The following is a 19,673-nucleotide window of genomic DNA, read 5'->3' on the forward strand; positions in this document are numbered from 1 at the left end:
GCCTCCGGTTTCATGTCATTAACGCAGGTTAATGACCGCTTGCGTTACCGCGTCCTGGGTTTGTATCACCTGGGCGTTGGCCTGGAAGTTGCGCTGGGCAACAATCATGGCCACCAGTTGCTCGGTCACTTCCACGTTGGAATCTTCCAGCGCGCCGGACTGCAACACACCCAAGCCACCATCGCCGGCGGGGTTACGGGTGGGTGGGCCAGAGCTGAAGGTCTCTGTCCAGATACTGCCACCCTGAGGTTGCAGGCCCTGGGTATTGGAGAATCCGGCCAGCACGATTTGTCCCAGCCCCCGGGACTGGCCATTGCTGTACTGGGCGAACACCACACCGCTGGCATCTACTTCAATGCCCCGCAGCTGGCCACTGGTAAAGCCGTCCTGATTGATATTGCTGACCGCAAAGTTGCTGCCAAACTGGGTGGTTTGCGCCACATCCACGGCAAACGACTGGGCCTGCGCCCCTGTGGGTGTGCCATCGGAATTGAGCGGCACCCAGCCGGCAATATTCAGGGCAATAACACCACCGGCGGTATCCAGCCTGCCCGTCTGGTCAAATTGCAGCGTGTCCGGGCCGGATGTGGACACTCCATCCACCAGTGTGTATGCCTGCCACTGGTTTGGGGTGGCCGACTTCACATAGAAGGTGCTGAGGATGTGAGGATTACCCAGGCTGTCGAATATGGTGGTCGACGTGGAATTGTTGAACTGGTCCGAGGTGGGTGCCGTTGGCGGCGTTGCAAAGGCATCAAACGGGCCGGCCCAAGGGGTCAGTGGAACCGCTTCCCGGGAGTCCAGGTTGGCGACAATTTCCGCCGAAGTGGTGGCTTCGGGCTCAATCAGGCCGGTATCCAGCTGCAAGTCTCCCAGCGTCGGCAAAATGGTGCCGGAGACATCCGCCTGAAATGCCTGCAGGCGCAGCCCCTCGTTATTCACCACAAAGCCATCCCGGTCCAGGCCAAACTGCCCCGCCCGGGAAAACACTTCGGAACCGCCATCGTTGAGAATAAAGAAGCCGTTGCCGTTGATGGCCACATCCAGGGAGTTTTCCGTAAAGCTGATATTGCCCTGGGTAAACTGCTGACTGACCGCACTCAAACTGACACCGCGGCCAATGGCGTTGGAGCCGGAGCCCAGCAAGCCGGTGGCGAACAGGTCGGCAAATTCCGCCCGCGATGTTTTAAAGCCCGTAGTGGCACTGTTGGCGATATTGTTGCCAATCACCCCCAGCTCTGCGGACGCACTTTGTAAACCGGATACTGCGGTATCAAATGCCATGGTTATTCTCCTGATGGTTTTGTTCTGTTTTAGCTTTTGTCATCCTGAGCGCAGCGAAGGATCTCGTACTTCGAACAAATATTGAGATTCTTCGCTGCGCTCAGAATGACAATGAGCGCATTAATAAAATTCGCGAATTTCTGACAGCCTCATGGTGGCACCGCCTTCCAGATTGAGTATTGGGTCGCCGCTGCCACTCAGGGAAACACTGTCGATGCTCACCCGGGTAAACGCGGGCACTGCCGCGGCCTGACCGTTGATATTGGCGGTCGCCGTCACCTGGTAAGGCCCCGGCGCAACCGCATCGCCATCCAGATTGGTGCCATCCCAGGCGAACGGCACCGCGCCGCCAGACTGAGGCCCCAGAGGTATCTGAGCGACCAGGTTACCCGCCAGGTCCGCCACTTCAACAGTCAAACCATTGACCGCTGTGGGCAGCTCTACCACACCGCCAAAATCCCCCCCCTGAGCCAGGGGAGCGATATTGGTGTTGGCGGTAACATCGCGCCCCACCAAAGACGCGGCCTGCAAACCCTGGTTGGACGACAGCGAATTCACCAGGCCACCCACAGAATTATTTAATTCATCGATGCCGGACACAGTGCCAAACTGGGCAATCTGGGCCAGGAATTGACTGCTGTCCTGAGGGTTGGTGGGGTCCTGATTTTCCAGCTGTGCCACCATCAGGCTGAGAAATTCCTCTACCCCCAGATCATTGGGGTCGTTGCTGCCCTGCTGACGGGCGCCAGCCAGCTGCTCCGCCGTGGAAAGGCCTGAGATACTGCTAAACGGGTTTTCTAACTGCATGGCTCACTCCTTCCTATCGGCCAATATTGAGTGTCTGAATCAACAGCTGCCGAGCGGTTTTCATCGCCTCTACGCTGTTCTGATAAGAGCGGGACGCGGAAATCATATTGGCCATTTCCGCCACCGGGTTCACATTGGAAAAGTAGATATAACCACTGTCATCCGCCATGGGATGTCCCGGCGAAAACTGGCTCACCGGGGCGGCCTCTGTGGTGACCACCTCCGACACCCGCACTCCGGCCACCGAGTCGTTAAAAGCATCGCGCATCACCGTGGAAAACACCGGCTGACGAGCGCGATACGCCTGCTCCGCAGAGGAGCTCACCACCCCCGCATTAGCGATATTGCTGGCCACCGTATTTAGCCGCACCGACTGGGCCTGCAACGCAGAACTGGATACATCCATTACATTAAATAAACTCATGCTCTCTCCTGGTTCTCACCTCTATTCGCCTCTGAGGGCCAACATCAACCCCCTGATGGAGCCGTTGAGAAAATTCAAACTGGCCTGGTAGCGCAACGCGTTTTCGCCAAACTGAGCCTGCTCCACCTGAGTTTCCACGGTGTTGCCATCCAGCGACGCCTGGTTGGGAATGCGATAAATCAACTCACCATTGCTTCCCGCGCCTGCACTGCCAAAGTGACGTTCGCTGGTGGTGCGCAAGGTAGAGCCACCCTGCACCTGAGCCATCACCTCACGAAAATTGATGTCTCTGGCCTTGTATCCCGGAGTGTCGGCATTGGCCAGATTGGACGCCAAAATTTCGGCGCGCCGCCCACGAACCGCGATGGCCTGAGCGTGTAAATCCAGAGCGTTATTAATCCAGCTTGGCATGGCCGTTTCTCGTTGCGTTGTGCATTCACAAGAGAGTTAGCAAAGCCCGTGCCAAAATATTTTTATCTATTTTTCAACAAGTTAAGAACCAACCGGCAGACAAGAAGGCGGGAAGCGGCAACCTCTGTCCGCCGTTTTGCCGCCCGTCGAAGCGGATTATTTGAAGCCATCGGTCATGGCGGCACACTAATTGCTACGAATCCTCTGGATAGGAGAACCCGTCAATGACCAAACACTATTTGCTCGTTTTGCTGCTGATCGGCTGCGCCGGAATACAGGTGGCACAGGCTGGCGACAACCAGTCACACACCAGTATTCGCGCAGCGGTAAAAAACTACCTGCTGCAACAGCCGCAAATACAGCATTTCAGTTCCGTCAATGTGGCAACTGGCAAGCTGGACAAACGCCTGAAACTGGAACAGTGCGGGGACTCACTGCAGATATTTATGCCTCCCGGTGGCAAACTGATCGGCAAAAGTACCGTGGGTGTGCGCTGCACCGGCCCTTCACCCTGGACCCTGTACGTGCCGGTAACGGTAATGGCCTATGCGGAGGTAGCCACCGCCAACCATCCGCTGCAAAGAGGTGCACTGCTCACCGGGGATGACTTCACCATGGTAGAGCAGGCATTGCACCAGATTCCCGCCGGTTATATGGAGCACTACGAGGAACTGGTGGGCAAAGAGCTGACACGCACCGTATCTGCCGGCAAAACCCTCACCCGCAACATGCTAAAATCCCCCACCTTGATAAAGCGCGGCCAGCAGGTGACATTGATTGCCCAACAGCGCAATTTTGAAGTACGAATGAACGGCAAAGCCCTGGCCAATGGTGCCGTTGGAGACCGGATTCGGGTGCAGAACCTCAGCTCAAAGAAAATCGTTGAAGGCACCATCGACAAAACAGGCGCCGTTGTGGTGGATTAACTTTCCCCGTCATCGCGAAGAAGCGCAGCGACTGCGGCGATCTCCAAGCAAATATGCTGGAGTAACGGATTCAGGGATAATGAGTCAGACGGGTAACATTTCAAGATAAACGGGGCGTTTTCAAGGTTTTTAGCCTAAAGTTTTCCCCCAGAATGCCGCCATCAAGGGGCAGACCTGAAAATTTCGTGGAGCAGTCCTATGGACTCAGATATCAAACAACTCAGACCCGGCAATATACCGGCACCGGCGTCAAGAGTACCATCCCAGGCCAAAGGCCCGGAAAACGCCAACGACAACAGCGTTCACGGGCGCAACCAGGCAGATGCCCCGGCCGCCAGTGACACCGTGACCGTGACCAACCAGGCCGCCCGCCTGCAAGAGCTGGAGCAAAGCCTGGCCAATACCCCCGTGGTAGACAGCGCCCGTGTTGCCGAGCTGCGCGAAGCCATCGCCAGCGGCAGCTATCAGCCCGACCCGCAGCGCATTGCCGACAAACTCAGTCAACTGGAAAGGAAACTGCTGTAAGTAATGACAGCCACTGACCTGCAACAACAATTGCAACAACAATTGCATCAGGAATGGGAACTTACCCAGGCGCTGCAACAGTGCCTGGGCAAAGAGCGGGAAGCTCTGCAACAGCAAGACACGGAAGGCCTGGTTGATAACGCCAACCACAAAAGTCAGTTGGTGCAACAGTTAGAAGCTGCCGCCCGGCTGCGGGAAACACTGCTCACCCAGGCGGGATATAGCGCCGACCGCGATGGCATGCAACAGCTGCTGGCAGCCAGCAGCAATGCGCAACTTGAAAACACCTGGCAAAACCTCAGCAGCGCTGCCGAGCAATGCCGGGAAGAAAATCGCCAACTGGGTATGCTGATTCAACGGGAACAGGGCAGCATTCGCCAGGCCCAACACATTCTGCAACGGGGCACCCCCGCCGAAAACCACTCCTACGATGCCAGCGGCCAAAGTGCCGGTAGCAGCGCACAGAGCCGTAATCTGGCCAAGGCCTGACGGCTTACTGCCATATTCAGACCCCCTGCCATACTGGACGAGATTGCCGCGGTCGCTTCGCTCACTCGCAATGACGGAGGGAGGAGGATATTTCCCGTCATCGCGAGGAGCGTAGCGACGCGGCGATCTCCATACGGTTACTACCGCACTTTTCAAACCCTCTGCCACTCTGGTCGAGATTGCCGCGGCCCGCGGCCTCGCAATGGTGGAAGGGGTGGTGGTATCTCCCGTCAGCCAATCAACCGCAACAACTGGGGCCGGTTTCTCACCAAATCGGCGATGGAGTATTGATCGAGACTTTTCAGAAAGGCATGGGATGCTTCATTGAGCACCCCTTTTAGCAGGCAGGCAGGCCGGAGCGGGCAGGTTTCCTTTTCGCAGTCGATAATATCCAGCGACTGCTCCATGGCCCGCACCACATCACCAACAATGATATTTTCCGGCGCCTCAGCCAGCGCAATGCCGCCACCGCGCCCCTGTGTGGAATCAATAAATCCAAGGGTGGCCAGTTGATGAACCACTTTTACCAAATGGTTGCGGGATACCTGGTAGCGCTCTGCTATGCGCTTGATGGTATCGCGCTTATTGTCATGGAGAGCCAAGTACATAATGACCCGCAATGACAGGTCGGTGTATTTCGTCAATTGCATTTAATCGGCCGATTATCTGCTTTGTCAGCGTTAGTGGTGTTAGTGGCGCTACCGGAAAAAACCGGTATCAACCAGGTAATAATCAGCGTTATTCCCACTACAAAACAGCCTTGTCCAAGGAACACCTGATCGCTCAGCAAATAATTATTGCACAACCGCTGTGGGGAAATCAGGTAAATCCAACCCAGCCGGAACAACATGGTAAGAAACTCTATTTTCACCACCGCTCGCGCCACCACATGCATCTGTGGCCAACTCAACGCCAGAGGAATACCCACCGCCACCACCAATGACAGGTATTTCGCCCAGGCAACCAGGGGGGAACCAAGGGATGCGTCCAGCCACCGGGGAATCATCCAGAACGCCAGCACAAAACTGGCGACCAATACACCATTGATGCCACCGGCATTCACCCGCAACAGGACGGCGCGCACCGGCAGGCTCAACCGGCGCCCGATCATAAATCCGATAAACACCAACAGGGGGATTTCTACCAGCACATGGGTGAACAGGCGAGATTCCAGCCAGCTTGCCAGCAGGGGGAAAAGCAGCAATCCCAGCACGGTGGCCAGCACAAGGTTCCAGCGTTGAGCAGTCATAAGGCGCTCACCGCTTGGCCGTACAAGTGACGCTGCAATGCCACCTGAATACTCTGGCGGTCGTCGTAGTCATAAATACCCACCACCTGACCACGATACACCAGATACACCGCCGCATTGTGCACAAACCCCACCGTGGGCTCGGGAATGGCAATGACCCCCAGCAACTCCATAATTTCCGTGAGTTTTGACGCATCCTGAAAGCGGGCGGCCCGCCAGATATCAGCCGAGCCGGAAAAACGCTGCAAATAGCCTTGCAAGTCACGGCTGCTGTCCCTTGGGTCGAACGTCAAGCTCAACAGGCCCACTCGGTCCTCCAAACCCTGCTGCCGCAGCTGTTGTTGCCACTGGTAAAACTCCGCGCCCATAGCCAGACACACCGTAGGGCAGCGAGTGTAGACAAACTCCATCAGCCACAACTCTCTGTCAGCGGCCAGCGCCATGGCCTCACCCTCCTGGTTCAGCAGGTTGGCTTCAGGGAGCGTCAACGGCGCTTTCTGCACCGCCACCCGCCGGGCACTTTCAGCGGTCCAGATTTGCCAGCCACCGGTACCTATAGACAACCCGGCAAACCCGGCGGCCAGGACCCCCACCGTTGCCAGTACCGATGCCCAATGTTTCACCGGGCTGCCCTTGCCTGGCCCAAACTGGTGAGAAAACGCAGGGCGAATATCGCTGCCCCCAGCGCCACCGCAACAGCAACCACGGCGGCGGATTCACTGTAATCGACCCACTCCGGCAAATGCTGGGCCCAGCGCCGGGGTATGGAGTTATAGCCACTCACCAGAAAGCTGACCGAGAACAAAAACCCGCCAACGGCAAACAGCCAGAAGGCAATCCGGTCAATCACACGGGTGACGCCTACCTGGTTGGCGATGTAGTACTTAAAGCCAAACAGCATGGCCACCAGGCCCACAATCAGGTACATATGGAAGTGTCCGGGCACCCACATGGTGTTGTGCATGACCTGATTGACCGCAATGGTACCGTCGATCACCGCAGGCACCACACCAACCGCCCAGCCAAACATGGACAGGAACAACAACCCGGAAGCCATATCCCACTTGATACCCGAGCGGTGCACAATGGTCAGGGCACCAAAAGCGGTCACCACCAGAATGGGAAAGCCACTGGTGTAGGAAATCACCTGGCCAATAATCAGAACCCAGGTGGGCATAACAAAGTCCATCAACAGATGGTGGGGGTAAACCGCCATCACCATAACCGTCGCCGCCGTCCACGCGGCCAGAAACACCTTGTTCACTTTCCACGGGCGGCCCGTGTATTCCGGCAACACCTCGTACACTGCGATCACCGCCTGGTAAATGGTGGCATTGATAAATACATGACCAAAGAAATAAGTCAGGTTCTTGGTGAGCAGGGCGTCCACCTCAAACTCCGGCATAAACAGATTGACCAGCAGCAACACCAGAACAACCGCACCTGCGACAATACCGGTGATATTGACAATCAGCACCATGGTCGATGCCACCACCGCCGGCGGCGGTACGTCTTCACTGCGGCCAAACAGATGTGACCAGCCAAGCCCCCGTGCCAGAGAACCGTATTTGGCAAGAATAGCCCTGGCCACGTCCAGATACAGCAGCAAAAAACCCACCCCGATCAACAACAGGCCGCTGAGGAATGACGCTGCCCCCGCGGGGCCCCAGGCACCCAGACCTTTGGCGGGCAGCGGGAACAGGAAGGTCCAGCCACCGGCGTAGCCCCCCAGGAAAATACCTCCGAGTATCAACACCACACCCAACAGAAAAAAGCCCAGATTGGTCCACAATATAGCGGTGCTCAGCTCCACATGGCGGCGCAGGAAGTACCACATCACCGCGCTGCCGGCCAACCCGGAAATACCCACCATACCAGCGCCGTGAGCGGTGAGAATTTCGTAGAACAAACCCGGGTCAATTCCCAGCCACTGCGCCTGACCCATGCGCATCAACAGGCCAAACAGCATCATCAACACATAGACAAGCGCCGACAGACTGAGGTACGTCAGTATGGCGGTGCGTCCGGAATCCTTTGAGGGCGAGGTTGTTTTTGAAGGCGAAGTTGTTATTGCATCATTCATGGTTTTTCCTTCACTGTTGTTTTTCAGTCACAATAAAATCACTCACCATGGCGTGGTGAGCCAGCCCGCAATATTCCAGGCACATCAGCTTGTAGGTCCCCGGCTGTTCGAAAGTGAGCTTCAAGGAATTGGTATAACCCGGCATCGCCTGGGTCTGGCCAATCAGCCGCATGTGTTTGTCGTACACACCCAAACCGTGTGACACGTCCGCCGCCGCCACGTTGAACACCACTGTTTCACCTACTTCGGCAGAACTGCCACTCAGCTGCCAGTACCACTGATAGCCGACCACCTCTATTTGCCTGTCAGCATCGGCCACATCGCCCCTGGTGGCTGCAAACGGCAAGTCCACCGTTGTCGCTACAGTGATGGGAATGCCCGCCACCAACAACAGCCAGAACAGCTTGCGACGCACACCGTAAGCTCGCTTTTGAATGGGCTGATAATCACCGCCATCTTTGCTGGCGTTGAGGGCGACGAACACAAAACCGCCCAGAACAACCGCCATCAACACCAGGCTCAGCACCAGAACTGTTTCTTGAATCATCGAATTTTCTCCACTTTATACATATATATGAAATAAATTTTTATAATTTCAGAAGCCAATCTCAAGTATCCACAAAAAACCAAAAATTAAATAAATAACTGTTTATTAACTATTTTTATCTGTGAAAAGTTCGCATAACAGACTAACCACCAGGCAATACTAAAGTAAAACGACTCAATTTAACATATATTTTATTTACATTTTTATAATTAGCCCTTTATACTGCGCACAAATTCGATGAGCACATAGCAACCAGAATGTACGAACAAACCCTGCAACACTTTGCTGAGCTGGCGCGCAAAAAGTCTGATGTACTGAGGGACAAACCCGCTGCATTCTGTGTGGGGGCACTGATGGCTGGCGCCTATGTGGGCCTGGGAATCATCCTGATTTTTTCAGTGGCGGTGGGCATCGACCCATCCTGGCAAAAGCTGGTTATGGGAGTGTCTTTCGGAATCGCTCTGACACTGGTGGTATTTGCCGGAGCTGAATTGTTTACCGGCCACACCATGTACATGGTTATTGGCCAGTTAAAAGGCCTGACCAGTTGGACCGACCTCGCCAAAACCTGGCTCAGCTCCTGGGGCTGTAACCTGATTGGTTCTGTCGGCCTGGCTGCCCTGTTTATGGTTGGGGGCAGTGGCGCCCTGATTTACGACAATGCCGCCCTGCTCAACAAGGTGGCGGAATACAAAATGAACTCCCCGGCCATTGCTCTGCTGGCCCGGGCCGTGCTCTGCAACTGGTTGGTGTGTTTGGCACTGTGGATGTCTGCCCGCACCCGCAACGACGTTGCCAAATGCGTGGTGATTTTCTGGTGCCTGTTTACCTTTATCGCCAGCGGCTATGAACACTGCGTCGCCAACATGACCTTGCTGGCTCTCGCTCTGCTGGCCAACCCCACAGAGGCAGTCACCCTTGGAGGGATGGCACACAACCTGTTCTGGGTCACCTTGGGCAACATTATCGGCGGCGGCCTGTTTATGGCTTTCGGCTACTGGCTGGCATCCGGAAAACCAACTGCACTTTCTCAATCTGACCAACGAGGACAATCATGAAATACCTACTGACTCTGATCATTACCCTGGGCCTGCCCGCCGTAGCTACTGCCGCTGACATCCAGGCCGGAAAAGCAAAGTCTGCTTCCTGTGCCGCCTGCCATGGCCCCCAGGGAATCAGCAACAATCCGGAGTGGCCGAATCTCGCCGGTCAAAAAGACAGATATCTGGAAAAACAAATGATTGCCTTCCGGGATGGCAAGCGCAAAGACCCGCTAATGACCCCGATGGTCAAACACCTGTCCGACCAGGATATTAAAAATATCGCCGCTTACTTCGCCAGCCTGAAGCCCTGAGCCGTAAATAGAGACATGCCATGAAAAACACCCCCAGAAAAAAAACCGCTCTGCTGTTTTTCAGCGTATTGGCGATGGTGGCAAGCAGCTTTGCGCTGGCTCTGTGGTATCAGCAAGACAACGGCCAGCGTGTGCGCTATTTATTGACCAGTCACACTGGCGAGCAAGTGTCACAGCAGTATTTTGCCGGGCGTCACCAACTGGTGTTTTTTGGCTTTACCCACTGCGCCTATATATGCCCGACGCAGATGTCAAAACTGGCCAGGGTGATCAATCAACTGGAAGAATCCGGCCATGCCGACCACATCACCCCAACCTTTATTTCCATAGACCCCGAGCGGGACACCCCGGAAAAAGTAGCTGTTTTCGTGGCCTCTTTTCACAAGCGATTTGTGGGGCTAACCGGATCGCGAACTGCTCTGGAGAGCACCGCCAAATCATTCAAAATGTTTCTGCAAGAGGCCCCGGAACAGCGGCAAGAAGGTTACCAACTCACTCATTCTGCAGTGGTTTATGTGGTTGACCCATTCAGCCGGATAGTTGAGGTCATCCCGTTTGAAACCGGTGTTGACAGCATGACAGCGCGCTTGCAACAGCTGCTTTAAACATCATCAGCGCGGCGATCTGCATCCGGTTACTGCCGCACTTTTCAAGCCCTCTGCCATTCTGGTCGAGATTGCCGCGGTCGCTTCGCTCACTCGCAATGACGGAGGGAGGAGGATATTTCCCGTCATCGCGAGGAGCGTAGCGACGCGGCGATCTCCATACAGTTACTACCGCACTTTCCAACCCCTCTGCCATACTGGACGAGATTGCCGCGCTGCTTCGCGACTCGCAATGACAGCCTTAGAGAATCTCATCCCCCCAATCCTGCAACGCCTGCAAAATCTGCTGATCCCGTTCGCTGCAATCCGGCTCCGCCAGCCGTTTTTCAATGTCTTCAAAATACGCTTCCAGTGTCAGGTAGCCACTCTCCGGATCATTGAGGTGGGCAAAGCGAAGCTCCTCCCACTGGTGTTGCTCCTCTGCGTTGAGGGTGTCGGGATAATTGCGCGCCCGATAGCGAAACAGCAGTTCCCGGTAACGGGAGTCGCTGAAATGAACGGCATCATCCGCCAGTTCTGCCGGTGAACTGTTGCGAACTTCTGCCAGCAACGCTTTGTCCTGGTTTGGCAAAAAGCCGTTGTACAGGGCGGTTTCCGGGTTGTTATCGCTCCATTCCCGAGGGGCGTTGTACACCTGGGTGAGTTTGTCGGTCAGCGATGCATCGCGCAGCCGTTGCCAGTTGCTGCGGCAGTGGGGTAAATCAATACCATGGCGTTCAGCATTGGCATCATCCAGCAACTTGGCGGTGGCCACCACCGGGGCGCGATTTAGGTGTACGCCTTTTAATGGAATGCGGCTCTCCCCTTCCGGCAAATCTTCACTGCGGGTGTACAGTCGCTCCCGTATTTGCTCCGCATCCAGAGCAAGCAACGGTTCGATGTCGCCATTGAGGTTGGCGCAGAGTATTTCGTTTTTGTTGTTGGGATTGACTGCCAACGGCATCATCAAGCCCAGATAGCCGTTTTCCCTTGGCAGCCGGGAAGAAACGTGCAAAAACGGGCGCTGGTAGTACACATCCATATTTTTTGCTACCTGCTGCTTGCCGCGATTGTCGAACAGATACTGGTAGAGCTTGGGCTGTTTGTCCCGCAGCAGTTTGGCCATGGCGATGGTGGCGTACACATCGGACAGGGCATCGTGAGCAGACTCATGAGACAACCCGTTGGCTTTGGTCAGTTCTTCCAACTTAAAGCACGGCGAGCCGTCGTCGTAATCTGGCCAGTTAATGCCTGCCGGCCGCAAGGCTCGCGCCAGACGGAACATGTCAATAATGTCCCAACGGCTGTTGCCGTTTTTCCACTCCCGTTCATAGGGGTCGTAGAAGTTTCGGTACAGAGTATAGCGAGTAACCTCGTCGTCAAAACGAATGCTGTTGTAACCCACACCGCAGGTGCCCGGCTGTGACAGCTCGTGGTGAATGCGGGCGATAAATTCCGGCTCCGACAACCCTTCTTTTTGTGCCTGCTGAGGCGTAATTCCGGTTACCAAACAAGCACCAGGAGCGGGCAGCAAATCCCGACTGGGCTGACAATAAATCATCAACGGCTCGCCAATAACATTTAATTCCGTATCGGTGCGCACCCCGGCAAATTGGGAGGGGCGAGTGCGGGCGGGCTCGGCGGAAGTGGTTTCGTAATCGTGCCAGTACAAGGTTGTGGGCATGGTATCTTCCTGATTTTGGTGAGCGAAAATCCATTGGCACTTTAGCAAAAATTACAGCTTGAGGGTTGCTCTGGCCCCGTCATTCTGAGCGCAGCGAAGAATCTCGTTAGACGCCGCCAGTATAGAGATCCTTCGCTGCGCTCAGGATGACAGAGAAGTCTCGGAATCCGTAACGAAAAAACCCGAGCCAGGGCCCGGGTTTTTCGTCAAACGTCCAACTTCGAACGTCAAACTGTTTTACTGAGGAGCAACCTCGGTATAAGACATTTCACCCACTACGCGACGATTGCGCTGGCGGCCTTCGTCGGTGTCGTTGCTGGCCACCGGGCGGGATTCGCCATAGCCCACTGCGGAAATGCGCTCGGCGCTGATGCCGTAGGTTTCAGCCAGCTGAGCTTTTACCGCTTTGGCGCGGCGCTCGGACAGCTTCTGGTTGTAGTCATCCGCACCTTTGGAGTCGGTGTGGCCTTCCAGCACCAGTTCGATGTCTTTCTGAACTTTCATGGCGTTGGCAATGGCTTCCAGCTCGTCGCCGTAGATGCCGCGCACCACATCGCTGTTGAATTCAAATTCCACGTTGAGGCGAACGGTAATGGTGCGCGTTTCGGGCTCGGGCTCAGGCTGGGGAGCAGGCTCCACCACGGGCTCAGGTTGGACAACCGGCTCGAGCTCTACCACCGGTGCCGGGGCAGCGGCCACTTCACCAAAGTGTTTCAGGAAAGACAGACTGAAAGCGGTGTCGGTGGCGTTTTCGAAAGGGCCTTCGTCACGAATCTGTTGGTAAACACTCACATCACCACGCACTTCCCAATTGTTTTGGTAGAGCTTGGTCAAACCAAAACCCAAACGCCCCTGCCAGGTGCTATCAAAGCCATCAATCAGGTTGGCTTCGTCGCTGCTGAAACGGCTGATGCCGGTGACAACGTAGGTGCGCAACTTGTTTTTGTACTCCGCCTCATCGCCCAGGTAAAAAATGGCGTTCAGCTCGCTCTTTTCCAGGTCGCTGCCAGCGATATCGGTGCCGTAACCCAGTTCCAATGCCCAGTTGTTGTGAAAGCGAATACCGCCGGTAAGCTGAACAAACGGAGAATCGTTGCTGTCGCTATTGAATGAACGTTTGCTGGCGGCGTGGTAGTAACCCAGAGTTGGACCAAGGTAGATGTGGCTGCTCTCGGCCTGAGTGGTTGTTGCAGCGGCGGCAAAAGCTATTGCGGCAGCAGCTATGGTTATTTGTTTACGCATAAGTGATTCCTTCTTCTATTAAAAATTTAAAAAATAAATATTGTTTTTTTGGTGGTGCTTACAATGTTTCCCCCGGCCACACACTGCAGTCGATGCGGCCATATTCAGCATTTATACCAGTGGGCTTTATGCATGTAAATCAGGCATTTGTAACATTCCTGCCACATTCACTGGAATTTATTTTGTCTCCACAGTAGCAAAAAATTATGAACGCAAAACTTGCTACCGAACCTGCACCGCGCGTTCTTCGATTTTTGCTTTCCAGATTTGCGGGCCGGTCTGGTGGACGGATTCACCGCTGGAATCCACCGCCACCGTTACCGGCATATCTTTTACTGCAAATTCATAGATGGCTTCCATACCCATTTCCGGGAAGGCCACTACGTCGGCAGCGGTAATGGCTTTGGACACCAAGTAGGCCGCTCCGCCCACCGCCATCAGATACACCGCTTTGTTGTCGCGGATGGCTTCGATAGCGGCGGGGCCCCGCTCAGCCTTGCCGATCATGCCCACCAAACCGGTTTGTTCCAGCATGGTGCGGGTGAATTTGTCCATACGGGTAGCGGTAGTGGGGCCCGCCGGACCAACCACTTCGCCTTCCACCGGGTCTACCGGGCCCACGTAGTAGATAAAGCGGTTGGTCAGATCCACCGGTAATTGCTCGCCTTTGGCCAGCATATCGATCATTTTTTTGTGGGCGGCATCGCGACCGGTGAGCATTTTGCCGGACAGCAACACGGTTTCACCGGGCTTGAGAGATTCCACGTCTTCACGAGTGACCGTATCCAGATTGAGGCGGCGCACATCGTCACCCACTTCCCAGGCGATATCCGGCCACTGATCCACATCCGGCGGAGTTTGCAGCGCCGGGCCGGAACCGTCCAACACAAAGTGGGCATGGCGAGTGGCAGCGCAGTTGGGAATCATCGCCACCGGCAGAGAAGCGGCGTGGGTGGGGTAATCCTTGATTTTTACGTCTACCACGGTGGTCAAACCACCAAGCCCCTGGGCACCAATACCCAGGGCATTGACCGCATCCATGATTTCCAGACGCAGTTCTTCCACGCGATTTTGCGGGCCGCGCTCGCGCAGTTCGTGAATATCGATTTCGTCCATCAGGGATTCTTTGGCCAATACAGCGGCCTTTTCCATGGTGCCGCCGATGCCGATACCCAGCATCCCCGGCGGGCACCAGCCCGCACCCATGGTGGGCAGGGTTTTTACCACCCAATCGACAATGCTGTCGGAGGGGTTGAGCATCACCATTTTGGATTTGTTTTCGGAGCCGCCGCCTTTGGCGGCCACGTCCACTTCCACTTTATCGCCGGGCACAATGTCGTAGTGAATCACCGCCGGAGTGTTGTCTTTGGTGTTCTGACGCTTGCCCGCTGGATCATCAAGAATAGAAGCACGCAACACATTATCCGGGTGCAGATAGGCGCGGCGTACGCCTTCGTTAATCATGTCACCGACACTCATATCGCCATCCCAGCGCACATCCATGCCAATTTTTACAAAGGCCGTAACAATGCCGGTATCCTGGCAGATGGGCCGGTGACCCATGGCGCTCATACGGGAGTTGATAAGAATTTGCGCCATGGCGTCTTTGGCGGCTTTGGACTCTTCCTTTAAATACGCTTCGTGGACTGCGTTGATATAGTCCAGCGGATGGTAGTAAGAAATAAATTGCAGCGCATCGGCCACACTGTCGATCAGGTCATCTTGGCGAATGGTGGTCATATGTCCCCCGGCTGGATGGTGGGCTTTACTTTCATAGGGGTGGAGGTACTGCTTTTCAGACCTTCTGCGGCAAGGATGCCGCAGAGGAGCCTACAGGGACGTATATACGGCGTGTCTGAACAGCAGTGCCTCCGCCCCGGCTAACTATTGGCCGCCGACAGCATTACCCTGACGCAACTGCAAAAGTTGCTGATTGATCTGACGGCGGAAGGCATCGATGGAATCAATGGCTTCGTCGGTTTCGTTGAGGCGGCCATTCACTTGCTGCTGCCAGCTCTTCAGGCTGCTTTCCATGCTGTTGAGCTGCTGCACGGTTTCCTGCAATTGCTGCTGCAACGCTTCCATATCCACATTGGCCGACAACAGTGTGCTGTTGATACTGGCCACTTGCTTGCTGTTGAGTTCACTCTGCTTCACCACCTTGTCGAGACCGGCGGTGGCTTTATCCAGCTTGGCGAGGCGATTGCTGTGTACCGCCACATCCTTCTGATTTTTCTCGATTTTTTTCTTGTTGCGGTCGTTGGACACGCCCCACAACTTGCGAATTTCGCTCCAGTGCTTTTCCAGAGTCTCGTTCTGCTCCTTGATCTTTAGCAGTAGCGCATCACCGGATTTACTCAGGGAATCGTCGGTGGAGGCCAGGCGATCATTGAGTTGGTCAAAGCTCTGCTGCAACGCCGTCAATTGCTGATATTGCTGCCAGCCGTACCAGCCACCGGCGGCGACCGCCAGCAACAACACCATCACCAACAGCTTCCAGACACCACCGGTTGACGGCTTCCCCTGAGGGGCTGCGGGTGCGGAATTGCGCGCTCTGGGCCGGCGTGATGGCGTTGCCGGCCCACGGGCACCGATGCGCTCGTCCTGATCCGGCACAATGGAATTAAAGTTCTTGCTGTCTGGCATGCTTACCCCGTGGGATGAATAGCGAATTCAGTGGCGGCGATTATACACTGCCTCAGCGCGGAAAAAGAGACCCCTGTACAGCCCCCTGCAAAAACAGCAAAGCCGGTGCGAACACCGGCTTTGCAGCAGCACATTTAAACGCATTTTGTTAGAGATAATGCAGCACCGCAGCCATCACCACCGACAGCAGCACGGAACAGTGAATCACCCCTTTCACACTGGCCAGCGGCCCCTGCTTGCCAAACAGGGCGTTGAGTTCCAGCAACAACACAATCGCCAGCATCACAATCAAACCGGTGGTGCTGCTGCCATCCACATTGGACCACCAGGGGTCCAATGCCCCCGCGTGACTGTGAGAGCCCACCATACCCAGCAGCATCGGGCCGGAAAACAGCGTATTGGTGCGCGACGCCAGCAGTGCCTTGGCACCGGCAGCGGCCGCATCGCCCTCCACCATGCCCAATGCAACTTTCTGATTGGGCCAGATCACCAGCCACACATTGAGGAACATAATGGTGCCCATCACCGCAGCCACCAGAATCAGGCTATTAAAGCCACCAGCGAGTCGGCCAAACAAATACAGGCCCGTGATAAAGGTAAACATCGCCCCCCAGCGAAACCACCACAGGGCGGCAGGTGCCAGATGCTGTTTGGCATCGGCCAGTGCTTCCGGCGAGGCTTTTTTGAAATACCCGCCCTGAACAAAGTTGAAATAGTAGAGAAAACCGATCCAGGTAACACCGAACAGGCCATGACCCCAGCGGGCCAGCAATTCCAGTAAATGCTCCATAACGTACCTCCCAAGAGTAATTGTGTTTGTTGTAATAGGTATCCATATCCTGTGCAGATTCTAGTCGCTGGGAAAGGAAACCACAAAAAAGCCCCGACTGCATTACAGCCGGGGCTTTCGGGGAATAGGCAAAAATCAAGCGAAGTTAGCGTTTACAAACTCCCAATTCACCAGATTCCAGAACGCCCCCATATAGGCCGGGCGAGCGTTGCGGTAGTCGATGTAGTAGGCGTGTTCCCACAGGTCGACAGTCAGCAGCGGGGTGTCGTCGCCAGTGAGCGGAGTTGCCGCGTTACTGGTGTTGACGATGGCCAGGGAACCGTCGGCTTTTTTCACCAGCCAGGTCCAGCTGGAGCCAAAGTTGTTAATGGCGCTGTTGGTAAACTCTTCTTTGAAAGCGTCGAAAGAACCAAACGCGCTGTTGATGGCATCGGCAATGGCGCCTGTGGCTTCGCCGCCCCCATTGGGGCTCAGGCAGTTCCAGTAGAAGCTGTGGTTCCAGATTTGCGCGGCGTTATTGAATACTCCACCGGAGGAGGTTTTGACGATTTCCTCCAGGGTTTTGCCTTCAAACTCGCTGCCAGGCAGCAGGCCGTTGAGCTTGTCCACGTAGGTTTGGTGGTGCTTGCCGTAGTGGTATTCCAGGGTTTCGCTAGAGATGTGCGGTTGCAGTGCATCTTGCGCATAGGGCAGCGCGGGCAGTTCGATACTCATGGCTTGGTCCTTTATTGTGAAAAGTTAATAAGTGATGGGTAGCCCGGCAAATCACACTGCTGTCATGTTCACTGTCATTGCGAGGAGCCGCAGGCGACGCGGCAATCTCTTAATAGCGGGGCAACTGGCTGGAGATCGCCACAGTCGCTTCGCTCCTTCGCGATGACGCTATACCAAACAACAATACACCTGCGTGGGAATGATATACCGAAAAAAAGCCCCGGCTTTTTCAAGTCGGGGCTTTGCGGCGGTTTGGGCTTACATCATACCGCCCATGCCACCCATTCCGCCCATGCCACCCATATCCGGCATGGCTGGGGCGCTGTCTTCCGGCTGATCGGCAACCATGGCTTCTGCGGTGATCATCAGGCCGGCGATAGAGCCAGCGGCCTGCAGTGCCGTGCGGGTTACTTTGGCGGGGTCGAGGATGCCCTGCTCGATCATGTCTACGTATTCGCCGGTACCGGCGTTAAAGCCGAAGTTGCCTTCGCCCTGCTTGATTTTGTCGACGATTACGGAAGCTTCTTCACCGGCGTTGTCGCAGATTTGACGCAGCGGAGATTCCATGGCGCGGCGCGCCAGGCGAATACCCACGTTCTGGTCTTCGTTGTCACCGGCCAGGCCGTCGATGGCTTGTACCGCGCGAATCAGGGCAACACCACCGCCGGGAACCACACCTTCTTCCACCGCAGCGCGGGTGGCGTGCAGGGCGTCTTCCACGCGAGCTTTCTTCTCTTTCATTTCCACTTCGGTGGCTGCGCCAACCTTGATTACGGCAACACCGCCAGCCAGTTTCGCTACGCGCTCTTGCAGTTTTTCGCGGTCGTAATCGGAAGAAGTTTCTTCGATCTGGGCACGAATCTGGTTAACACGGGCTTCGATAAAGCCGTGGTCGCCAGCGCCATCAACAATGGTGGTGTTCTCTTTGCTCATGGTCACGCGCTTGGCTTGACCCAGGTGCTCCAGAGTGGCGGTTTCCAGCTCCAGGCCCACTTCTTCAGAGATTACTGTACCGCCGGTGAGAACAGCGATGTCTTCCAGCATGGCCTTGCGGCGGTCGCCGAAGCCAGGAGCTTTACAGGCGGCAACTTTAACGATGCCACGCATGTTGTTCACTACCAGTGTGGCCAGGGCTTCGCCCTCCACATCTTCGGCAACGATCACCAGCGGCTTGCCGGCTTTGGCGACATTTTCCAGCAGCGGCAGCAGCTCGCGGATGTTGGAGACTTTTTTGTCCACCAGCAGGATGAAGGGGCTCTCCATCTCAACGCTCATATTGTCCTGGTTGTTGATGAAGTACGGGGACAGGTAGCCGCGGTCGAACTGCATACCTTCTACAGTGTCCAGTTCGTTTTCCAGGCCGGAACCTTCTTCTACGGTGATAACGCCTTCTTTACCAACGGTTTCCATGGCTTTGGCGATCATGTCGCCCACAGCGGTATCGCTGTTGGCAGAGATGGTGCCTACCTGGGCAATGGCGGTGGAGTCTTCACAGGGCTTGGCCAGTTTCGCCACTTCTTCCACAGCGGCGGCAACCGCTTTGTCGATGCCGCGCTTCAGGTCCATGGGGTTCATGCCCGCCGCAACGGATTTGAGGCCTTCGTTGAGAATGGACTGCGCCAGAACGGTAGAAGTGGTGGTGCCGTCACCGGCTTCGTCAGAGGCTTTGGAGGCCACCTCTTTCACCATTTGCGCACCCATGTTCTCGAACTTGTCCGCCAGTTCGATTTCCTTGGCCACGGAGACACCGTCTTTGGTGACGGTGGGGGCGCCGAAGGACTTGTCCAGAACCACGTTGCGGCCTTTGGGACCCAGGGTTACCTTGACGGCATCGGCCAGTACATTTACACCGGCCAGCATTTTCTGGCGGGCGTCGTCAGCAAATTTTACGTCTTTAGCTGCCATGATTTTTTC

22 protein-coding genes are annotated in these 19,673 nt (G+C 55.5%); 6 read left to right on the plus strand and 16 right to left on the minus strand.

Going from position 1 to position 19,673, the window contains the following annotated elements:
• Positions 1 to 18: 18 nt before the first annotated feature.
• From flgE to flgB, 4 genes are all read right to left on the minus strand, one after another.
• Entirely contained in the window at positions 19 to 1,284 is a 1,266-nt protein-coding gene (gene flgE / locus ACVBEJ_RS10410; RefSeq protein WP_447129564.1) for a flagellar hook protein FlgE, read from the minus strand.
• A gap of 120 nt (positions 1,285 to 1,404) precedes the next feature.
• Positions 1,405 to 2,091, minus strand: a complete 687-nt coding sequence (locus ACVBEJ_RS10415) for a flagellar hook assembly protein FlgD (RefSeq protein WP_447129565.1) — start codon at positions 2,089 to 2,091, stop codon at positions 1,405 to 1,407.
• Positions 2,092 to 2,104: 13 nt separating this feature from the next.
• A complete protein-coding gene (gene flgC, locus ACVBEJ_RS10420; RefSeq protein ID WP_447129566.1) occupies positions 2,105 to 2,515 on the minus strand; it encodes a flagellar basal body rod protein FlgC in 411 nt (136 codons plus the stop codon).
• Positions 2,516 to 2,536: 21 nt separating this feature from the next.
• Complete coding sequence (flgB, locus tag ACVBEJ_RS10425; protein ID WP_447129567.1) at positions 2,537 to 2,926, minus strand: flagellar basal body rod protein FlgB; 390 nt, start codon at positions 2,924 to 2,926, stop codon at positions 2,537 to 2,539.
• 224 nt (positions 2,927 to 3,150) lie between these two features.
• Between flgB and flgA the strand changes: the two genes are divergently transcribed.
• The 3 genes from flgA to ACVBEJ_RS10440 all read left to right on the plus strand — a co-directional run bounded on the left by flgA (position 3,151) and on the right by ACVBEJ_RS10440 (position 4,866).
• On the plus strand, positions 3,151 to 3,852 hold the full coding sequence (flgA, locus tag ACVBEJ_RS10430; RefSeq protein WP_447129568.1) for a flagellar basal body P-ring formation chaperone FlgA: 702 nt from the start codon (positions 3,151 to 3,153) through the stop codon (positions 3,850 to 3,852).
• Between the two features lie 198 nt (positions 3,853 to 4,050).
• Positions 4,051 to 4,377 (plus strand): flagellar biosynthesis anti-sigma factor FlgM, encoded by a 327-nt coding sequence (gene flgM / locus ACVBEJ_RS10435; protein ID WP_447129569.1) that lies wholly within the window; start codon positions 4,051 to 4,053, stop codon positions 4,375 to 4,377.
• A gap of 3 nt (positions 4,378 to 4,380) precedes the next feature.
• Positions 4,381 to 4,866 (plus strand): flagella synthesis protein FlgN, encoded by a 486-nt coding sequence (locus ACVBEJ_RS10440; RefSeq protein ID WP_447129570.1) that lies wholly within the window; start codon positions 4,381 to 4,383, stop codon positions 4,864 to 4,866.
• A 230-nt stretch (positions 4,867 to 5,096) separates the two neighbouring features.
• On the opposite strand, the gene ACVBEJ_RS10445 is transcribed toward ACVBEJ_RS10440, so the two are convergent.
• Genes ACVBEJ_RS10445 through ACVBEJ_RS10465 form a run of 5 tightly spaced genes read right to left on the minus strand, consistent with a single transcriptional unit; the run spans position 5,097 to position 8,745 of the window.
• The gene (locus ACVBEJ_RS10445; RefSeq protein ID WP_447129571.1) at positions 5,097 to 5,516 is read right to left on the minus strand and encodes an Rrf2 family transcriptional regulator; all 420 of its coding nucleotides are present in this window, start codon (positions 5,514 to 5,516) and stop codon (positions 5,097 to 5,099) included.
• Positions 5,507 to 6,115 (minus strand): hypothetical protein, encoded by a 609-nt coding sequence (locus ACVBEJ_RS10450; RefSeq protein ID WP_447129572.1) that lies wholly within the window; start codon positions 6,113 to 6,115, stop codon positions 5,507 to 5,509. The genes ACVBEJ_RS10445 and ACVBEJ_RS10450 overlap by 10 nt, the downstream gene beginning before the upstream one ends.
• Positions 6,112 to 6,738: an SCO family protein gene (locus ACVBEJ_RS10455; protein WP_447129573.1), complete on the minus strand. Its 627-nt coding sequence runs from the start codon at positions 6,736 to 6,738 to the stop codon at positions 6,112 to 6,114. The genes ACVBEJ_RS10450 and ACVBEJ_RS10455 overlap by 4 nt, the downstream gene beginning before the upstream one ends.
• Entirely contained in the window at positions 6,735 to 8,198 is a 1,464-nt protein-coding gene (locus tag ACVBEJ_RS10460; protein ID WP_447129574.1) for a cbb3-type cytochrome c oxidase subunit I, read from the minus strand. Before ACVBEJ_RS10460 ends, ACVBEJ_RS10455 begins: the two co-directional genes overlap by 4 nt.
• A gap of 10 nt (positions 8,199 to 8,208) precedes the next feature.
• Positions 8,209 to 8,745: a hypothetical protein gene (locus ACVBEJ_RS10465; protein WP_447129575.1), complete on the minus strand. Its 537-nt coding sequence runs from the start codon at positions 8,743 to 8,745 to the stop codon at positions 8,209 to 8,211.
• A 257-nt stretch (positions 8,746 to 9,002) separates the two neighbouring features.
• Between ACVBEJ_RS10465 and ACVBEJ_RS10470 the strand changes: the two genes are divergently transcribed.
• From ACVBEJ_RS10470 to ACVBEJ_RS10480, 3 genes are read left to right on the plus strand one after another with little or no spacing between them, the layout of a single operon-like run.
• A complete protein-coding gene (locus ACVBEJ_RS10470; protein ID WP_447129576.1) occupies positions 9,003 to 9,803 on the plus strand; it encodes a formate/nitrite transporter family protein in 801 nt (266 codons plus the stop codon).
• The gene (locus ACVBEJ_RS10475) at positions 9,800 to 10,099 is read left to right on the plus strand and encodes a c-type cytochrome (RefSeq protein ID WP_447129577.1); all 300 of its coding nucleotides are present in this window, start codon (positions 9,800 to 9,802) and stop codon (positions 10,097 to 10,099) included. Before ACVBEJ_RS10470 ends, ACVBEJ_RS10475 begins: the two co-directional genes overlap by 4 nt.
• Before the next feature lie 20 nt (positions 10,100 to 10,119).
• A complete protein-coding gene (locus ACVBEJ_RS10480) occupies positions 10,120 to 10,704 on the plus strand; it encodes an SCO family protein (protein WP_447129578.1) in 585 nt (194 codons plus the stop codon).
• 241 nt (positions 10,705 to 10,945) lie between these two features.
• Here ACVBEJ_RS10480 and sbcB read toward each other — a convergent pair whose 3' ends face one another.
• From sbcB to groL, 7 genes are all read right to left on the minus strand, one after another.
• Complete coding sequence (gene sbcB, locus ACVBEJ_RS10485; RefSeq protein ID WP_447129579.1) at positions 10,946 to 12,367, minus strand: exodeoxyribonuclease I; 1,422 nt, start codon at positions 12,365 to 12,367, stop codon at positions 10,946 to 10,948.
• A gap of 237 nt (positions 12,368 to 12,604) precedes the next feature.
• On the minus strand, positions 12,605 to 13,609 hold the full coding sequence (locus ACVBEJ_RS10490) for an OmpA family protein (protein ID WP_447129580.1): 1,005 nt from the start codon (positions 13,607 to 13,609) through the stop codon (positions 12,605 to 12,607).
• A gap of 222 nt (positions 13,610 to 13,831) precedes the next feature.
• Positions 13,832 to 15,349: a fumarate hydratase gene (locus ACVBEJ_RS10495; RefSeq protein ID WP_447129581.1), complete on the minus strand. Its 1,518-nt coding sequence runs from the start codon at positions 15,347 to 15,349 to the stop codon at positions 13,832 to 13,834.
• 144 nt (positions 15,350 to 15,493) lie between these two features.
• On the minus strand, positions 15,494 to 16,255 hold the full coding sequence (locus ACVBEJ_RS10500) for a hypothetical protein (RefSeq protein WP_447129582.1): 762 nt from the start codon (positions 16,253 to 16,255) through the stop codon (positions 15,494 to 15,496).
• 148 nt (positions 16,256 to 16,403) lie between these two features.
• Positions 16,404 to 17,045, minus strand: coding sequence for a urate hydroxylase PuuD (locus tag ACVBEJ_RS10505; RefSeq protein ID WP_447129583.1), 642 nt, complete (start codon positions 17,043 to 17,045; stop codon positions 16,404 to 16,406).
• Positions 17,046 to 17,180: 135 nt separating this feature from the next.
• Positions 17,181 to 17,759, minus strand: a complete 579-nt coding sequence (gene sodB, locus ACVBEJ_RS10510; protein ID WP_447129584.1) for a superoxide dismutase [Fe] — start codon at positions 17,757 to 17,759, stop codon at positions 17,181 to 17,183.
• 258 nt (positions 17,760 to 18,017) lie between these two features.
• Entirely contained in the window at positions 18,018 to 19,664 is a 1,647-nt protein-coding gene (groL, locus tag ACVBEJ_RS10515; protein WP_447129585.1) for a chaperonin GroEL, read from the minus strand.
• Between the last annotated feature and the right edge of the window lie 9 nt (positions 19,665 to 19,673).

The sequence above is a fragment of the Porticoccus sp. GXU_MW_L64 genome, assembly GCF_052983295.1.

What these genes read in the sequence shown, in the direction of transcription:
- flgE (WP_447129564.1), bottom strand. Translation starts at nt 1,284, where the DNA reads ATGGCATTTGATACCGCAGTATCCGGTTTACAAAGTGCGTCCGCAGAG.
- ACVBEJ_RS10415 (WP_447129565.1), bottom strand. Translation starts at nt 2,091, where the DNA reads ATGCAGTTAGAAAACCCGTTTAGCAGTATCTCAGGCCTTTCCACGGCG.
- flgC (WP_447129566.1), bottom strand. Translation starts at nt 2,515, where the DNA reads ATGAGTTTATTTAATGTAATGGATGTATCCAGTTCTGCGTTGCAGGCC.
- flgB (WP_447129567.1), bottom strand. Translation starts at nt 2,926, where the DNA reads ATGCCAAGCTGGATTAATAACGCTCTGGATTTACACGCTCAGGCCATC.
- flgA (WP_447129568.1), top strand. Translation starts at nt 3,151, where the DNA reads ATGACCAAACACTATTTGCTCGTTTTGCTGCTGATCGGCTGCGCCGGA.
- flgM (WP_447129569.1), top strand. Translation starts at nt 4,051, where the DNA reads ATGGACTCAGATATCAAACAACTCAGACCCGGCAATATACCGGCACCG.
- ACVBEJ_RS10440 (WP_447129570.1), top strand. Translation starts at nt 4,381, where the DNA reads ATGACAGCCACTGACCTGCAACAACAATTGCAACAACAATTGCATCAG.
- ACVBEJ_RS10445 (WP_447129571.1), bottom strand. Translation starts at nt 5,516, where the DNA reads ATGCAATTGACGAAATACACCGACCTGTCATTGCGGGTCATTATGTAC.
- ACVBEJ_RS10450 (WP_447129572.1), bottom strand. Translation starts at nt 6,115, where the DNA reads ATGACTGCTCAACGCTGGAACCTTGTGCTGGCCACCGTGCTGGGATTG.
- ACVBEJ_RS10460 (WP_447129574.1), bottom strand. Translation starts at nt 8,198, where the DNA reads ATGAATGATGCAATAACAACTTCGCCTTCAAAAACAACCTCGCCCTCA.
- ACVBEJ_RS10465 (WP_447129575.1), bottom strand. Translation starts at nt 8,745, where the DNA reads ATGATTCAAGAAACAGTTCTGGTGCTGAGCCTGGTGTTGATGGCGGTT.
- ACVBEJ_RS10470 (WP_447129576.1), top strand. Translation starts at nt 9,003, where the DNA reads ATGTACGAACAAACCCTGCAACACTTTGCTGAGCTGGCGCGCAAAAAG.
- ACVBEJ_RS10475 (WP_447129577.1), top strand. Translation starts at nt 9,800, where the DNA reads ATGAAATACCTACTGACTCTGATCATTACCCTGGGCCTGCCCGCCGTA.
- ACVBEJ_RS10480 (WP_447129578.1), top strand. Translation starts at nt 10,120, where the DNA reads ATGAAAAACACCCCCAGAAAAAAAACCGCTCTGCTGTTTTTCAGCGTA.
- sbcB (WP_447129579.1), bottom strand. Translation starts at nt 12,367, where the DNA reads ATGCCCACAACCTTGTACTGGCACGATTACGAAACCACTTCCGCCGAG.
- ACVBEJ_RS10490 (WP_447129580.1), bottom strand. Translation starts at nt 13,609, where the DNA reads ATGCGTAAACAAATAACCATAGCTGCTGCCGCAATAGCTTTTGCCGCC.
- ACVBEJ_RS10495 (WP_447129581.1), bottom strand. Translation starts at nt 15,349, where the DNA reads ATGACCACCATTCGCCAAGATGACCTGATCGACAGTGTGGCCGATGCG.
- ACVBEJ_RS10500 (WP_447129582.1), bottom strand. Translation starts at nt 16,255, where the DNA reads ATGCCAGACAGCAAGAACTTTAATTCCATTGTGCCGGATCAGGACGAG.
- ACVBEJ_RS10505 (WP_447129583.1), bottom strand. Translation starts at nt 17,045, where the DNA reads ATGGAGCATTTACTGGAATTGCTGGCCCGCTGGGGTCATGGCCTGTTC.
- sodB (WP_447129584.1), bottom strand. Translation starts at nt 17,759, where the DNA reads ATGAGTATCGAACTGCCCGCGCTGCCCTATGCGCAAGATGCACTGCAA.
- groL (WP_447129585.1), bottom strand. Translation starts at nt 19,664, where the DNA reads ATGGCAGCTAAAGACGTAAAATTTGCTGACGACGCCCGCCAGAAAATG.